The sequence below is a fragment of the Dechloromonas agitata is5 genome (genome assembly GCF_000519045.1).
Taxonomy (GTDB): Bacteria; Pseudomonadota; Gammaproteobacteria; order Burkholderiales; family Rhodocyclaceae; genus Azonexus; species Azonexus agitatus.
In genome coordinates this window covers 3,133,275-3,148,494 of record NZ_KI912532.1, presented here as the reverse complement: position 1 = coordinate 3,148,494, position 15,220 = coordinate 3,133,275, and the positions used below count along the sequence as shown (strand labels likewise).

General features: G+C 64.3%; 12 protein-coding genes. 4 read left to right on the top strand and 8 right to left on the bottom strand.

Annotated features, from left to right (window positions below):
• Positions 1-34: 34 nt before the first annotated feature.
• The 3 genes from mnmC to lysS are packed head-to-tail and all read right to left on the bottom strand — an operon-like array spanning position 35 to position 3,998.
• Positions 35-1,948 carry a bifunctional tRNA (5-methylaminomethyl-2-thiouridine)(34)-methyltransferase MnmD/FAD-dependent 5-carboxymethylaminomethyl-2-thiouridine(34) oxidoreductase MnmC gene (mnmC, locus tag K420_RS0115420; RefSeq protein ID WP_027458846.1) on the bottom strand — a complete coding sequence of 638 codons (1,914 nt, stop codon included), beginning with the start codon at positions 1,946-1,948 and terminating at the stop codon, positions 35-37.
• Entirely contained in the window at positions 1,948-2,445 is a 498-nt protein-coding gene (locus K420_RS0115415) for a hypothetical protein (protein ID WP_198293865.1), read from the bottom strand. The genes mnmC and K420_RS0115415 overlap by 1 nt, the downstream gene beginning before the upstream one ends.
• Before the next feature lie 44 nt (positions 2,446-2,489).
• Entirely contained in the window at positions 2,490-3,998 is a 1,509-nt protein-coding gene (gene lysS, locus K420_RS0115410) for a lysine--tRNA ligase (RefSeq protein WP_027458844.1), read from the bottom strand.
• Between the two features lie 248 nt (positions 3,999-4,246).
• Here lysS and K420_RS19860 point away from each other — a divergent pair, with 248 nt between their 5' ends.
• A complete protein-coding gene (locus tag K420_RS19860) occupies positions 4,247-6,553 on the top strand; it encodes a response regulator (protein WP_051453180.1) in 2,307 nt (768 codons plus the stop codon).
• 22 nt (positions 6,554-6,575) lie between these two features.
• Here K420_RS19860 and K420_RS0115400 read toward each other — a convergent pair whose 3' ends face one another.
• The 3 genes from K420_RS0115400 to prfB all read right to left on the bottom strand — a co-directional run bounded on the left by K420_RS0115400 (position 6,576) and on the right by prfB (position 9,268).
• Entirely contained in the window at positions 6,576-6,908 is a 333-nt protein-coding gene (locus K420_RS0115400; protein ID WP_027458843.1) for a cupin domain-containing protein, read from the bottom strand.
• Positions 6,909-6,916: 8 nt separating this feature from the next.
• Positions 6,917-8,146 carry a hypothetical protein gene (locus tag K420_RS0115395; protein WP_035854896.1) on the bottom strand — a complete coding sequence of 410 codons (1,230 nt, stop codon included), beginning with the start codon at positions 8,144-8,146 and terminating at the stop codon, positions 6,917-6,919.
• Positions 8,147-8,163: 17 nt separating this feature from the next.
• Positions 8,164-9,268 (bottom strand): peptide chain release factor 2 gene (gene prfB, locus K420_RS0115390; RefSeq protein ID WP_157275121.1). Its coding sequence is split into 2 segments (ribosomal slippage): positions 8,164-9,186 and positions 9,188-9,268, totalling 1,104 coding nucleotides; the frame shifts between segments, so codons are not numbered across the junction.
• A 100-nt stretch (positions 9,269-9,368) separates the two neighbouring features.
• On the opposite strand from prfB, the gene K420_RS0115385 reads away from it, so the two are divergent.
• Positions 9,369-10,400 (top strand): hypothetical protein, encoded by a 1,032-nt coding sequence (locus K420_RS0115385; protein WP_157275120.1) that lies wholly within the window; start codon positions 9,369-9,371, stop codon positions 10,398-10,400.
• Between the two features lie 80 nt (positions 10,401-10,480).
• Here the strand turns inward: K420_RS0115385 and recJ are convergent, their stop codons facing one another.
• Together recJ and K420_RS19225 are read right to left on the bottom strand one after the other, a co-directional pair.
• Positions 10,481-12,169: a single-stranded-DNA-specific exonuclease RecJ gene (gene recJ, locus K420_RS0115380; RefSeq protein WP_027458839.1), complete on the bottom strand. Its 1,689-nt coding sequence runs from the start codon at positions 12,167-12,169 to the stop codon at positions 10,481-10,483.
• A complete protein-coding gene (locus K420_RS19225) occupies positions 12,166-13,200 on the bottom strand; it encodes a hypothetical protein (RefSeq protein ID WP_051453179.1) in 1,035 nt (344 codons plus the stop codon). Before K420_RS19225 ends, recJ begins: the two co-directional genes overlap by 4 nt.
• A gap of 70 nt (positions 13,201-13,270) precedes the next feature.
• Here K420_RS19225 and K420_RS0115370 point away from each other — a divergent pair, with 70 nt between their 5' ends.
• Both K420_RS0115370 and lolD read left to right on the top strand, forming a co-directional pair.
• A complete protein-coding gene (locus tag K420_RS0115370) occupies positions 13,271-14,518 on the top strand; it encodes a lipoprotein-releasing ABC transporter permease subunit (protein WP_027458838.1) in 1,248 nt (415 codons plus the stop codon).
• A complete protein-coding gene (lolD, locus tag K420_RS0115365) occupies positions 14,511-15,188 on the top strand; it encodes a lipoprotein-releasing ABC transporter ATP-binding protein LolD (RefSeq protein WP_027458837.1) in 678 nt (225 codons plus the stop codon). The genes K420_RS0115370 and lolD overlap by 8 nt, the downstream gene beginning before the upstream one ends.
• The last annotated feature ends 32 nt before the right edge of the window (positions 15,189-15,220 follow it).

The following is a 15,220-nucleotide window of genomic DNA, read 5'->3' as shown; positions in this document are numbered from 1 at the left end:
GACAACAAGTTTAGCAGGCGTGGGGCTGGCTTGCTCAGCTCGCGTCATCTGCTTCCGCGCTGGTCCGCCGGGCGTTTTTCAACAGGAAACGGCCGGGGTCGCAGGCATCGACCAGGTCGCATTCGAGGGGCAGCGGCTCGCCTTCCAGGCGCGAAACGAGCAGGTCGGCCATCAGCGCCGACCAGACGATGCCGCGCGCCCCGAAACCCTGCACGCACCACAGGCCGGGCTGGCGCGGCAGGTTGTGCAGGCGGGTGTTCGGGCTGGCCGCTGCCGGGTCGGGCACCGGGCCGACGATGGGCAGGCGGTCCGGCGACATCGGGCGGAAGCCGACGCGGCCGGCCAGCGTGGCCGGGTCGAGGCCGGCGGCGAAGCCGGGCAGGCTGAGGTTGAGGCGGGCCAGGTTTTCCTGGTGATCGATGGCGCGCAGGTTGGGATCGGTATCGCCGGATTGCAGCGTGGCGCCGATCAGGCGCAGGCCGGCGATGGCCGGCATGGCGTAGCCGAGCTTGCAGACCACCACGTCGAGTGGCGGCGTGGCCGTAGCCGGCAGGTGGCTGACCTGGCCGCGTGCGGCGCGTTGCGGCAGCCAGGCGAGTTGCGCGAAGCGGGGCGCGGCGTGACCGCTGGCCATGACGACGACCGGCGCTTCGGCCAGTACGTTGCCGTCGGCGGCGAGAGCCTGCCAACCGTGGGCGGTTTGCTGCAGGCGATCGACCGGCGTGTGGTAGCGAACCGTGAGGCGGTCGGGAAAGGCCGCCAGCGCGGCGCGGCAGAGCGATGAGGGCTGCACCCAGCCGCCATTCGGAAACCACCAGCCGCCGGTATCGACCGGCCAGTCGAGTTTTGTCGATGCGGCTTCCCGCTCGATGAACTGCAGGACTTCGGGCGGCCAGCCCAGTTGCTCGACGGCACGCCGCTGCTGCGCTTCGTGAATCGGCTCGCGCCCGAGATGCAGTACGCCGCAGGTCGACCAGCGGGCCTCGGGCAGGCGGCCGAGCAGGGCGCGGGTGGCCAGGTAGCCGGCCCGGGTCAGGCGCGACAGGCGGTTGTCGTCGGCCGAGGGCAGCGGGCGCAGCACGCCGGCGATATTGCCGGATGCGCCGGTGGCCGGCTCACCGGCCTGCTCCAGCACCGTGACCTGCCAGCCGGCAGCGGCCAGGGCATGGGCGCTCGTGCTGCCGGCAATCCCGGCGCCGATGATGATGGCCCGGCGTTCGGCGGGGGACGGATGGCGATCCGGCCGCCGCGAGCGGAAACGGCCGACGAGCATTTCCCGCTTGCCGGCGAAGCCCGGGCGTTTTTCCAGATCGAATTCGGCGGCAGCCAGCGCCTCGCGGACATGGCCGGCGACCGACCAGGTGGCCAGCGCGGCACCCGGTGCGGCAAGACGGGCCAGGGCGCGGCAGAGCTCGACCGTCCACAGTTCCGGGTTGCGGGCGGGCGAAAAACCGTCGAGGTAGAAGGCATCCACCGAGGCGTCGATGGCGCGCAGTTGCGTCGTCGCATCGCCGAAAACCAGGGTCAGGATGACGCGCCCATGGTCGAGGTGCAGGCGATGTACGCCGGGCGTCAGCGGCGGCCAGTTGGTCTGCAACTCGGCCGCCAGGGGGGCGAATTCCGGCCAGGCGCGCTGCGCAACGGCGAGGTCGGCGGCGGTGAAGGGGTGTTTCTCGAAGGAAACGAAATGCAGGCGCCGGCAATGCTGCGGATCGTCGCGCCAGGCTTGCCAGGTCGCCAGAAAATTGAGCCCGAGCCCGAAACCGGTTTCGAGAATGACGAAACGGCCACGGCCCTGCCAGCGCTGCGGCAGGCCGTTGCCGCCGAGAAACACGTGCCGCGCCTGCTGCGGACCACCGTGCGCCGAGTGATAGACGTCGCCGAAGGCCGAGGAGAAAGGCGTGCCGTCCGGCGTGAATTCGAGACGGGCCGGCTGTAGTTTGTCCACTAGTGCAGATGGGTCGGGCGAAGGTGCGGCAGCACGCTCGGCGTGACGCTGGCAGCCTCTTCCAGTGCCAGATCCCAGTGCGCCTGTTCGGCACCGGCGCGCAACATGGCGCAGAAGGCTTGCAGCAGATCGGGCGTCAGGCCCAGTTCGAAGCTGCGTTCGCGGCCTTCGCGGAACGTCAGGTGAAAGCTGCCGTCGGCCAGCGAATCGCACTTGATTTCGCTGGTCAGCAAGGGGGTCGAGCCGAGCGGATAAGTCGCCTTGTCATCCTGGAAGACCTGCTCGAAGCCGGACGGCGCCGCGATGGCATCGATCTCGCCGGGCAGGGAAGCGCTGTCGTCCGCCTGGCCGAGCAGGCGGGCCAGGTGCGGCCACAGTTCGCGCAGGAAACGCCGGGTCAGCCAGACCCGGAATTCCTCGTCAGCCTGCGTCGAGACGCGCAGGATCAGGCGATCCTGCAGGGCATCGTGGGCAATCTGTAGTTGGCGAATGTGCATTGGAACGATCGAATTCATATGACCGAGCAAGCGCCGCCAGCCAATTACTCCGGACGCATCGACGGGAAGAGGATGACGTCGCGGATCGCCGGCGAATCGGTCAGCAACATGATCAGGCGATCAATGCCGATGCCGCAGCCGCCGGTCGGCGGCAAGCCATATTCCAGCGCCCGGATGAAGTCGGCGTCGTAATACATCGCTTCCTCGTCGCCGGCGTCCTTGGCCTTGGCCTGCTCCATGAAGCGGGCAGCCTGGTCTTCGGCATCGTTCAGCTCGGAGAAGCCATTGGCAATTTCGCGGCCGACGATGAACAGCTCGAAGCGCTCGGTGATTTCCGGGTTGGAATCGGAAGCGCGGGCCAGCGGCGAGACTTCGACCGGGTAGTCGATGATGAAGGTCGGTTCCCAGCACTGGGCTTCGGCGCAGGCTTCGAACAATTGCAGTTGCAGGCTACCCAGACCGCCCGGCTTGAGGGGCTCGCCAAAATGCTTGATCTTGGCCTTGAGGAACTCGGCGTCGGCCAGTTCGGCATCGCTGAATTCCGGATGTTCGCGCTGGATGGCTTGGCAGATGGTCAGGCGGTGGAAGGGCTTGGACAAGTCCAGTACGCGGCCTTGGTATTCGAAGACTTCCTTGCCCAGCGCTTCGCGGGCAGCCTGGCGGATCAGGCCTTCGGTGAAGTCCATCAGCGTGTGGTAGTTCGCGTACGCCTCGTAGAACTCCATCATCGTGAATTCGGGGTTGTGGCGCGGCGAGAGGCCTTCGTTGCGGAAGTTGCGGTTGATTTCGAACACCTTCTCGAAGCCACCGACGACCAGGCGCTTCAGATAGAGCTCCGGTGCGATGCGCAGGAACTGCTGCATGTCGAGCGCGTTGTGGTGCGTGACGAAGGGCTTGGCCGAGGCGCCGCCCGGGATCGGGTGCATCATCGGCGTTTCGACTTCCATGAAGCCGTGGCCGCACATGTAGTTGCGGATCGACTGGACGATGGCCGAACGGGCGCGGAAGGTAAAGCGCGTTTCCTCGTTCATGATCAGGTCAACGTAGCGCTGGCGATACTTCATTTCCTGGTCGGCCAGGCCGTGGAACTTGTCGGGCAGCGGGCGGATGGACTTGGTCAGCAGGCGGATCTCGCTGGCCTGGATGGTCAGTTCGCCGGTCTTGGTCTTCATCAGCGTGCCGACGATCCCGAGGATGTCGCCGAGGTCCCAGCCCTTGAAGGCGGCGTAGGCTTCCTCGCCCACCTTGTCGCGGGCGATGTAGGCCTGGATGCGGCCGGAAACGTCCTGTAGCGTCGCAAAGGAGGCCTTGCCCATGACGCGCTTCAACATCATGCGACCGCCGACCTTGACTTCGACCGGCAGGCCTTCCAGTTCCTCGCCGGATTTCTCGCCATACAGCTCGTGCAGCTTGGCGGCCATGTTCTCGCGGGAAAAATCGTTCGGGAAGGCCTGGCCCGTCTTGCGCCACTCGGCGAGCTTGGCACGGCGCTCGGCGATGATGTGGTTCTCGTCCTGCTGGACGGGCTGTTCGGCGTTGTCGACTTGGGACATGAAAAATCCTCGGAAATTGGAGTTTGCTGCGGCGAGCCGCTAAAACGCTGAATTTTCGCCGATTTCGCGGGTCAGGGACAAGCATGCTGCGGCACATGCCGCCCCGCAGCCCGGCCAGAGCCACCTGATCGGCTGTTGGAAGGGTCTGGCCGGTCAGAGGGAAGACAGCAATGTGCCGGCCGAAATACTGTTTCGACTCTGTGAGAGTGCTATTATTACTGATAATATTGCCAAAAACAGGTGCTTCCGTGCATGTTCTGATAGTTGAAAGCTCCCAACTCTATCGGGAGATTCTTCAACAGAGCTTCAATCGCTTCCGCGGTGTTGATTTCACCCTGCTCGCCACGCAGGCTGAGGCGCTGGCGGCTACGGAAAGTCAGACCTTTGATTTTGTCGTCATTTCCGGCCAGTTGAGCGATGGCGATGGGCTGGCGCTCGGTCGGCACCTGCGGCAGGGTGGGCGGCTGCCCCTGACGCCCATCGTCCTGCTCACCAGCAGCCCGAGCGCCGAGCTGGCGGCAGAGGCCGAGCGGGCCGGTATTACCGAAATCTTCCGCAAGCAGGATCTTGAAGAGCTGGTGGCGTTTGCCCGTCATTTTCTCGATGGCCAGCAGCCGCTGCGCTGCCGGATTCTTTATGTCGAGGATGCCGTCGAACAACGCCTGCCGCTCACGGCGCAACTCCGCGACTGGGGGGCACAGGTCGATGCCTATACCTCGGCGGACGAGGCCTGGCCCGCCTTCCTGGGCGGCGATTACGACCTGGTGCTGACGGATCTCGTGCTGGGCGGGCACATGACCGGTTCGCGCCTGATCAATCGCATCCGTCGCCAGGATGCTCCGCGGGGGCGGGTGCCGGTACTGGCGGTGACGGCGTTCGACAGCCCGCAGCGACGGATGGAACTGTTCCATCTCGGTATCGACGATTACGTGACCAAGCCGATTTTGCCGGCCGAATTGCGGGCCCGCATCCACAACCTGATCGCCCGCAAGCGTGCCGAGGAGCGCAACCGTGAGCTGCTCAAGGCGACCGAACTGGGGGTGACCATCGTCGACGAAGAGGGTTTCGTGCTGTCGATGGACGATAACGCGCGCCAGATGTTCGGCCTTTTCGACGATGCCGAGTGCCGCAGTTTTGCCAGCCTGCTGGTGGCAGATGGCGCCCAGAGCCTGGAGTCCCTGTTCTGGCTGATTGGCCGGGGCAGCGTGCAGCGCCTGCGTTTCAACGGCGTGCACCGTGACGGCCACGTCTTTCCGTTGCAGTTGTCGTCGCAGGAAATCGAGCCAGCCGATGGCGGTCGGCGTTTTGCGCTGTTGACCCGGGACATCAGCGGCGAGCAGACCCTCGCCGACCAACTGGCGCGCGCCCGTGACACGGCGGCACGCCTGGGGCGGATGAAGTCGGAGTTCCTGGCCAACGTCAGCCACGAGTTGCGGACACCGCTCAACGCCATTGTCGGCATGTCCTTCCTGCTCCTGGAAGATCCCCTGACGCCAGAGCAGCATGAGCTGGTCCGGCACATCGATGCCGCCGGTCAGCGCCTGACCGGCCTGATCGACGACATCCTCGATTTTTCCAAGCTGGATTCCGGCCAACTGGAACTGCAGGTGGTTGCCTTTTCGGTGCCCGACCTGCTGGGCAGGGTGGCGGCGATGGTCGAGCAACGGGCTGCCGTGAAGGGGCTCACCGTGCGCGTTGAGGCCGATGGTTTGCCGGCGTTGCTCTGCGGCGACCCGGAACGGTTGACCCAGGCGCTACTGCAGTACGCCTCGAATGCCGTCAAATTCACCGAGCAGGGCAGCATCACGCTGCGCGGCTCGGTCGTCGAGACCGCCAACGGCTGCTGCATGCTGCGTTGCGAGGTGATCGATACCGGCATCGGCATCGCGCCGGCCGATCAGGCCCATATTTTCGAATCCTTCCGCCAGGCCGACGGTTCGAGTTCCCGGCGTTACGGCGGAACCGGCCTCGGCCTCGCCATTACCCGTGAACTGGTCGAGCTGATGGGCGGCGAGGTCGGTGTCAGCAGCGAGCCAGGGCGGGGCAGCACGTTCTGGCTTACCGTCTGCTTGGCCCGGGCCGACCAGCCGCTTGTGATGGACTGCCCGGCGGGCGAACTGACAGCAGTCCAGTTCGCGGAGCGCTTCGCGGGCCGGCGCGTACTGCTCGCCGAGGATGAACCGGTGAATCGGGAACTGGCGCTCTCCTTGTTGCGGGGTGCCGGCCTGCAGGTCGATGTGGCGGAGGACGGCCTTGCCGCCGTACGTGCCGTCCGCGAAAACGATTACGACCTGGTACTGATGGACATCCTGATGCCGCACATGGACGGCCTGCAGGCGGCGAGTGCGATCCGCAGAATCCCGGAGCGGGCCGCCTTGCCCATCGTCGCGCTAACCGCCAGCACCGTCGAAGGCGACCGGCGGCGGTGCTTCGATGCCGGCATGAACGACTTCATTGCCAAGTCCACCATGGCCAGGCTGCTCTATCCGGTGCTGGCCCGCTGGCTGTCACATGAGCGGCAGGTGCTGGCGCAAACGGCTACTACGCGTGGCTAGCCGGTACGGCTGACGGGGCCTGCTATTCACCGCGGATGCGATGAATAGCCAGCCAGATCGTGTGTTCCCCGGGTTTCGTCCAGTCCACGCGATGCCGCCGGCCGGCAGCGATGTCGAGGTGGTCGCCCGGCCGCAAGTGACGGGGTTCGGGCTCGTCGGCAAAGTGCAGCAGGGCCTCTCCGGCTATCAGCACGACCCATTCGTCTTCGGCCTGGTCGTACCAGAAACCCGGCGGGCTGGCCTGGCCGGTCGAGACGATACGCTCGATGCGCAAGCCCGGTGCGTTGAGCAGGTCAGTGAATTGCTCTGCGGTGGTACCGAGTGGCGGCAGGGCTGCGTATAGGTTGTCGGGCATGGCGGTCCTCAGCGGTAGAGGGGCAGGGTGTCCAGGCGGCTTTCGATGTCGCGCGCCAGGGCCTTGAAGGGCAGGCTGTCCGGGCTGCTGAACCGCTGGCGGAACTGCTCGGCGTGGAGCGCTTCCGGCAGGTCATGTACCGGCGGCAGCAGGTCGCTGTCGCGCAAGCCGCCGGCCAGGCGCTCGATCAGGATCTCCGGCCGTTTCGCCAGCAAGTCGCCAAACCGGGTGCCGGCGCGGTCGGCGGCGAGGTCGATGAACGAAAAGCCGGAGCCGTGCCGGGCGTCGTTCAATTCCTTGTAGAGGCCGATCGCATCGGCCACCGGTTCACCCGACCAGGCCGCCAGCGCAGCCGAGACCACGAAGTGCTGGGCCAGGTCGTGACGGCCGGCCAGATGGATCCTGACCCAGCGCGGGCGTGGCCAGCCGCGGGCGGCGGGAACCAGCGCCGCCAAGTCCATACCCGCCAGCTGGCTGGCCAGGACGAGCAGCGTCGCCCGCCCTTCGCCGCGCGGGTCGCTGCTCTTCGGCAGGGTGGCCTGCAGGATTTCCGCCAGACTGACGGGCGCGCCAGACGCACGGTGGGCGAACAGGGCGACGAGGGCCAGGCGGGCATTGTGCAGTTGGCTGATTTCGTCGGGTGAGAGGGCGACGGCACGGGCCCGCTCGAGGATCAGCGGTTGCCATTCGTAGGTGACGGCGACCGTTTGGTGCGCCCGGTCGAAGGCGACAGAGCGGATGGCGCGGGTGGCGATTTGCCACTCGCTGTCGAAGCCGCTGAATCGGACGGCACCGGCGATGACGTAATCGATAAGCCAGCCGGGCAGCGGCAGGTTGCCGAGCCGCGCTTCGCCGATACCGGGCATGCCGCCAGCCGGGGGAATGCCGGCGCACAGGTTGAGGAAGCGCTGGCCAGGTAGTGGCAGGGTGATGCGGAACTCGCCACCTTCACCGGTCAGCGTGAAGCGGCCGCGCCCGCGCAGGTAACGACCGGCCAGGTAGTTGGCGCCTTCGTCGATCAGGCTGGCCGGGACATCGACGGTCGAAATCTGGCCGCTTTGCTGGCGTCGCGGATCGTGCGTGGCGAGCAGTCGGCGCGCCTGCGCGACGGCGAGCGGGGAAATGGCCTCGCTGCGTTCGACCAGCGGCTGAGCATCGGTGGCCAGGACGAGGAGGGTCGCCGCGCCGATCAGCAGCAGCGCCAGTGCCGCCGCCAGCCATTTGAGCAATCGCCGCATGGCTGGCTGGGTGGGACTTAGACGCCTTGCTTCAGGCTGGCCTCGATGAAGCCGTCGAGGTCGCCGTCGAGCACGGCTTGAGTGTTGCCGACTTCGTAGTTGGTGCGCAGATCCTTGATGCGGCTCTGGTCGAGCACGTAGGAGCGGATCTGGTGGCCCCAGCCGATGTCGGACTTGGCGTCTTCCAGCTTCTGCTGTTCGGCCTGCTGCTTGCGCAGCTCGTGCTCGTAGAGGCGGGCGCGCAGCATCTGCCAGGCTTCGTCACGGTTGCGGTGCTGCGAACGGTCGTTCTGGCACTGGACGACGATGCCGGTCGGTACGTGGGTCAGACGGACGGCGGAGTCGGTCTTGTTGATGTGCTGGCCGCCAGCGCCCGAGGCGCGGTAGGTGTCGGTCCGCACGTCGGCCGGGTTGATGGCAATCTCGATCGAATCGTCCACTTCCGGGAATACGAATACCGAGGTGAAGCTGGTATGGCGGCGGGCGTTGGAGTCGAAGGGCGACTTGCGGACCAGCCGATGGATGCCGGTCTCGGTGCGCAGCGTGCCGTAGGCGTAGTCACCGGTGAACTTCACGGTGGCGCTCTTGATGCCGGCGACGTCGCCTTCCGATTCTTCCATGACCTCGACCTGGAAGCCCTTCTTTTCGCCGAACTTCAGGTACATGCGGAGTAGCATGGAAGCCCAGTCCTGCGCCTCGGTGCCACCCGCGCCGGCCTGAATTTCCAGGAAGCAGGGCATCGGGTCGGACGGGTTGTTGAACATGCGGCGGAATTCGAGCGCCGCGAGCTTCTTCTCCAGCTCGGCGTTATCAGCCTCGACGGCGAGCAGGGTATCGTCGTCGTTATCGTCGCGGCCCATCTCGAACAGCTCGCGGCCATCCTTGACGCCGCTATCGACGGCTTCCAGGACGAGGACGATGTCTTCCAGCGATTTCTTTTCCTTGCCCAATTCCTGGGCACGTTTCGGATCATCCCAGATCTTGGGATCTTCCATCTCCTGGTTGAGGAGTGTCAGGCGTTCGCGCTTGTGATCGTAGTCAAAGATACCTCCGTAGCTCGGCGGCGCGCTGCGCCAGGTCATCGAGCTTGTTGGAGATGCTGTTGAGTTGTTCGGCTTCCATGATGATGCTTCCGGATCTTGAAAACCTGACATTATAACGGCTGCCCGCCGGTGGCCGGGATTTGTGGCTGGGTAGTGGAAAATCGGCGAAATGGCGGTTGGTGAAAAACCTGTCGGATATTTTTACAGGTAAGTGGGTATATCCGGTTTGTCATTTTTCGATAGTTGATGTTTCAGTGGTTTATACACAGTGGCCCGGAGTTTGCTTTACTTCAGCAAAACAGAAAATATCGGAGTTAAAAATGAAAATCAGGCCATTCGTTCAACTTCTCGCCATCGCTGGCAGCGCACTGGCTTTCCTCCCGTTGCAGGCCCAGGCGGCTAGCTGTTCGGTCAATCAGGTCACGATCAACAAGATCGAAGTCACGCCGCTGGACGGTCAAGGCATTGTTTATCAGGCACCGCCCCCGCTCACCTCGACCGGGTGTGTATTCGTTGATGGTCAAAACGATACAGGCACGCTGCTGCCGACGAACAATATCGGTGAATTGAACGATGGTGTGATGAACGGAGAAGGCGGGTTGCTCAGCCCGACGCAATTCACCGCCAACAATCCGGTTCCCCTGATGGCCCTGAATGCGGATGGCCTGGTTAATGATCCGGGCTGGATTCGTCTGGGTGAGGTTGGTGGTGATGTGACCACGTTCAAGTATGAAGATGTCAAGGGTTATGGCATCGATAACTTGCTGTCGGTTTCCATGACCTGTACGTCTGGTGGAACGGATCAGTGTCTGGCGGGCACCTGGAGTCTGGAGACCAAGAGCAACATCATCGAACTGGTGACCAATCTGCTGAACGGTCGTAAGTCGTTCGACCACTTGGCTTTCATCCTCAAGGCCGGTAACGGGTTTGCCGTGTATGACTTCGATTTCAATGTGCTGGCGGCCGACATCGTGGCGTGGCAAGCCGCCCATCCGGGTTCCAGCCAGTTTGATTTTGATACTCCCTACGCTTTCACCGGAACCTGGAGTGACGGGGATTTCCTGAACGCGAACAACAACAACTTTAAGGCGCTCTCCCACATGTCGGTGTGGGTACGTGACCCCGTGACGACCAACACGGTTCCTGCCCCGGGCACCTTGCTGCTGTTGGGTGCCGCGTTGCTGGCGATGGGGTTGCAAAAGCGCACCTGACGTTGCCGGCGTTCGAGAAGGGGAGCAGACGCTCCCCTTTTTGTTTTTGCAGAGGGTATTTTTTCCGCTTTGCGTCTTTGCTATTCGAGGTGCTCGACCATCAACTGCGGACTTTCGACGCCCATGTATTCGTTGATCGCCAGCCTGTAGGCTGCGCGAGTACGGTTGCCGGGCTGAGTGGCAAAGTTAAACTGGATGGCGTCGATGCGGCTGTTGCCTTTGCGCAGGCGCAGCTTGAGGTGCTTTTCCTTGAGGATGCGCTGTTGCTCGACGTCGAATTCGTCGCAGAACAGGGGGGGAGGGAAGCCCTGGCCCCAGATTTCGTTTTCCAGCAGGCGGGCAGCATCGAGCGACAGGTAACCGCCTTCCAGGCTGCCGTCGGTCTCCAGCGTACGGGTCAGGTCGGCTGGATCGAGCAGTTCGTTGGCAACGTCGGCGAATAGTTGCTGGAAGCGGGTGAAATCGTCTTCGCGCAGTGTGGCGCCGGCTGCCATGGCGTGGCCGCCGAAGCGCACCAGCAGGTCAGGGGCACGCTTGGCGACGAGGTCGAGGGCGTCACGCAGGTGCAGGCCGGGGATGGAGCGGCCGGACCCCTTGATGATGCCGCCTTCGCCGGGTGCGAAGGCGAATACCGGACGGTGCAGGCGGTCCTTGATGCGCGAAGCGAGGATGCCGACAACGCCTTCGTGCCAGCCCGGGTCGAAAATGGCAATTCCGGCAACGGTGTCGTCAAACTTTACATCTGACAAAATGGCCAGCGCCTGCTCCTGCATGTCGGCTTCGATCTCGCGGCGTTCGCGGTTGAAGGCGTCGAGCTGCTGGGCGATGGTCAGGGCGCGGGCCGGGTCGTCGGTGAGCAGGCATTCGACGCCAAGACGCATGTCGGCGAGACGGCCGGCGGCGTTGAGCCGCGGTCCGAGCAGGAAGCCGAGGTCAAAGGCGGTGGCGCGTTTGGGATCGCGGCCTGCAGCCTTGAACAGCGCGGCGATGCCGGGCTGCATCTGGCCGGCGCGCATGCGCTTGAGGCCCTGGCTTACCAGGATGCGGTTGTTGCGGTCAAGCTTGACCACGTCCGCCACGGTGCCCAGCGCGACGAGGTCGAGCAGGCTGGCGAAATTCGGTTCCGGGCGCTCGGTGAACCAGGCGCGGTTACGCAGTTCGGCGCGCAGGGCGAGCATGACGTAGAACATGACGCCAACGCCGGCGATGCATTTTGATGGGAAGTCGCAGCCCGGCTGGTTGGGGTTCACGATGCAGTCGGCATCGGGGAGCGTCGCGCCGGGTAGGTGGTGGTCGGTGATCAGCGTGGCGATGCCGTGTTGCTGGGCGCGGGCGACGCCTTCCAGGCTGGCGATGCCGTTGTCGACGGTGATGATCAGGTCGGGCGATTGCTGCGCGGCGAGATCGACGATTTCTGGCGACAGGCCGTAGCCGAGCTTGAAGCGGTCTGGGAGCAGAAAATCGACGTCGGCACCCAGTGATTTCAGGGCGCGCATGCCGACGGCGGTGGCGGTGGCGCCGTCGCAGTCGTAGTCGCCGATGATCAGCAGCTTGGCCTCGGCTTCAATGGCGTCGGCCAGCAGTTGGGCGGCCTCTGTGGCGTGAGTCAGCGTGGCGGGGGGGAGCAGTGACTTCAGTTCGTAGTCGAGCTCGGCCTTGTCGGTGATGCCGCGCGCGGCGTAGAGGCGGGCGAGCAGCGGGTGCAGGCCCTGCTGTTCAAGTTGCCAGACGGCGCGGGGCGGGGCTTTGCGGGTGACGATGCGGGTCAAGCGGTTTTCCCTTCGGCCAGTTCCTTGGCGATGAGGTCGAGCGGGCGGCTCTTGCGCCAGAACTTCCAGCGGTCCTTGCCGTGCACGGTCCAGGTCAACAGGCCGTAAATGGTCGGGGTAACGATGGTCAGGGTTTCCAGCGAGCGGCCGGCGGCGCCCTGTAGCGGAGTGAACCAGTCGGCATCCAGCCTTTTCCAGGCCGTGCGCCAGCCTTCGCTGTCTTCGTAGAGAACCGGCGGCAGCAGGTCGTCGAGGACCACCAACTGGCGGTCGCCTTGGGCGCGGTCGAGCAGTTCGCTCAGCCCGCCGGGCAGCGGTTCGGCCGGGACGTTGGCGGCGCGGGCCAGGCCTGTGGCGAGCGGATTGCTGCTCCACACCGCTGACCAAGGCGGCGTCGGCAGTGCAGCGAGCGGGCCGCTACCCCATAGCCACAGGCTGTTGATGGCTGGCTTGCCTTCCGCCTGACGCTGTTCGTTGACCGGATGGCCGTGCAGGAACATCTGTACTTCGTTGAGCCAGCGGGTCAGCGGGCTGTTCTGGCCGGACAGTTCGCCATCCAGACGCCGGCCGGCCATGGCCGAGAGGGGGGCGGCCGGGTGGTCGACCCATTCGTTCAGGCGCAGGTACCAGCGGCGGGCGGTGACGACGTGGAGGCAGCCGATGTAGGCGAAGGTTTCGTTCAGGTCGGCAGCCAGGGTATGGGCCTCCGCTTCATCGATATCGAACGCGCCAGCGTCGGCCAGGATGATTCGCTCATGGTGGAAGCGCAGGTGCACCGGGTCGGCACACAGCCAGTGGCCTTCGCGGGCGGCTTCGCCGATCGGCTCGCCGAGCAGGCGCAGCGGGCCGAAGGGGGCGTCGTTCAGGTCGAACTGCCGGGCGAGCGCCGTTTCGAAGGCCACCTTGTCCTGCCGTGTGAAGCTGGCACGGGCGGCCAGCCATTCGAAACCGGGCAGGCTGAGCTTGCCGAGCGCCAGTTGGTCGTTCGGTTCGGGCCAGATCAGTTCAGGGATGAGCAGGGTGAGGCGCACGGGAGCAAGCGGGGGGATGGGCAATCAAAAAGTGTACCATAGCGACTTTTCTCGTTTGCCCGATAACCGAATGGCATTGCCTTATGAATTGCTGATTGGACTGCGCTATACGCGAGCCAAGCGGCGCAATCATTTCATTTCCTTCATTTCACTGATCTCGATGCTCGGCATCGGGCTTGGCGTCGCCGCGCTGATCGTTGTGTTGTCGGTGATGAACGGCTTCCAGAAGGAATTGCGGACGCGCATTCTCGGCGTGGCATCGCATATCCAGATTACCGGGATCAGTGGCGAGTTGCAGGATTGGCCGGCCATCGCCGCACAGGCCATGAAGCATCCGGAAGTGCGGGCGACGGCGCCCTTCGTCCAGTCGCAGGGCATGTTCAGCGTCGATGGCGGGGTCAAGGGCACCATCGTGCGTGGCATCCTGCCCGATCAGGAAGACAAGGTGGCCGATTTTCGCAAGACGATCCAGAGTGGCAGCCTGGACGACCTGCGGCCGGGGGAATTCGGGGTCGTGCTCGGTTCCGACCTGGCGCGCTCGCTGCGCGTGTTCACCGGCGACAAGGTGACGCTGATCGCGCCGCAGGGCACGGTGACGCCGGCCGGCGTGGTGCCGCGCCTGAAATCCTTTCGTGTGGTCGGCATCTTCGAGGTCGGCATGTACGAGTACGACTCCGGCCTGGCGCTGATTCACCTGGAGGATGCCCAGAGGTTGTACCAGATGGACGACCGGGTGACCGGTGTGCGGCTGAAGGTGGACGACCTGTTCCAGGCGCCGCGCATCGCCCGCGAACTGGTCAAGTACATCGATGCCGACGCCTATCTGCACGACTGGACGAAGAGCCACGCCAATTTCTTCCGAGCCGTGCAAATCGAGAAAAATATGATGTTTATCATTTTGTCGCTCATCGTGGCAGTGGCAGCATTCAACCTCGTTTCAACGCTGGTCATGGCGGTGACCGACAAGCAGGCGGATATCGCCATCCTGCGTACCCTGGGAGCGCGGCCCTTGTCGATCATGGCGGTCTTCGTCGTGCAGGGCGCCCTGGTCGGTTTCATCGGCCTCGGGCTTGGCATTGCCGGGGGGGTTGCGCTGGCCTTGAACATCGATGTCGTGGTGCCCTTCATCGAACGGATGTTGGGCGTACATTTTCTGTCGAAAGAGGTTTATTACATTTCCGATCTGCCTTCCGATCTGCAATGGGGCGATGTCTGGGGCGTCACGCTGATCGCCTTCGTCCTTGCGCTGCTCGCCACGCTTTACCCGAGCTGGCGCGCGTCCCGCGTCAATCCGGCGGAGGCGCTGCGCTATGAGTGAACCTATCCTGCTTGCCCGGGGGGTCTCGAAGGTTTTTCGGGGCGGCGGTTTGGAGGTGCCGGTGCTTTCCGGCATCGACCTGAGCGTGCTGCCGGGCGAGACCATCGCCATCGTCGGCGCTTCCGGTTCGGGCAAGAGCACCTTGCTGCACCTGCTGGGCGGGCTGGACAAGCCGTCGGCTGGCGAGGTGTCGCTGATGGGGCAGACTTTCTCGGCGCTTGATGAGGGGCAGCGGGGCGACTGGCGTAACCGGCATCTGGGCTTTGTTTACCAGTTTCATCATCTGCTGCCGGAGTTTTCGGCGCTGGAAAACGTCGCCATGCCATTGCTGATCCGGCGCGAGGAGCGTCAGGCAGCCTTCGCCAAGGCGGCGGAAATTCTTACAGCGGTTGGTCTGGGGCATCGCGTGGAACACCGGCCGGGTGAACTTTCCGGCGGCGAACGGCAAAGGGCCGCTATCGCCCGGGCCTTGGTCAGCAATCCGTCCTGTCTGCTGGCCGATGAACCGACTGGCAACCTGGATAGTCAAACTGCGAGCGTCGTGTTCGATCTGCTGATCGAGCGGGTGCGAGTGCAACAGGCGAGCCTGATCCTGGTCACTCATGATCAACAACTCGCGGCAAGGGCTGATCGGGTACTGAGGTTAAACGATGGCACACTTTTCGCTTAATGCGAACTTTGTGAATATGTGTCACAATCAAT

What these genes read in the sequence shown, in the direction of transcription:
- K420_RS0115395 (WP_035854896.1), bottom strand. Translation starts at nt 8,146, where the DNA reads ATGCGGCGATTGCTCAAATGGCTGGCGGCGGCACTGGCGCTGCTGCTG.
- lysS (WP_027458844.1), bottom strand. Translation starts at nt 3,998, where the DNA reads ATGTCCCAAGTCGACAACGCCGAACAGCCCGTCCAGCAGGACGAGAAC.
- lolD (WP_027458837.1), top strand. Translation starts at nt 14,511, where the DNA reads ATGAGTGAACCTATCCTGCTTGCCCGGGGGGTCTCGAAGGTTTTTCGG.
- K420_RS0115415 (WP_198293865.1), bottom strand. Translation starts at nt 2,445, where the DNA reads ATGCACATTCGCCAACTACAGATTGCCCACGATGCCCTGCAGGATCGC.
- K420_RS0115370 (WP_027458838.1), top strand. Translation starts at nt 13,271, where the DNA reads ATGGCATTGCCTTATGAATTGCTGATTGGACTGCGCTATACGCGAGCC.
- K420_RS0115400 (WP_027458843.1), bottom strand. Translation starts at nt 6,908, where the DNA reads ATGCCCGACAACCTATACGCAGCCCTGCCGCCACTCGGTACCACCGCA.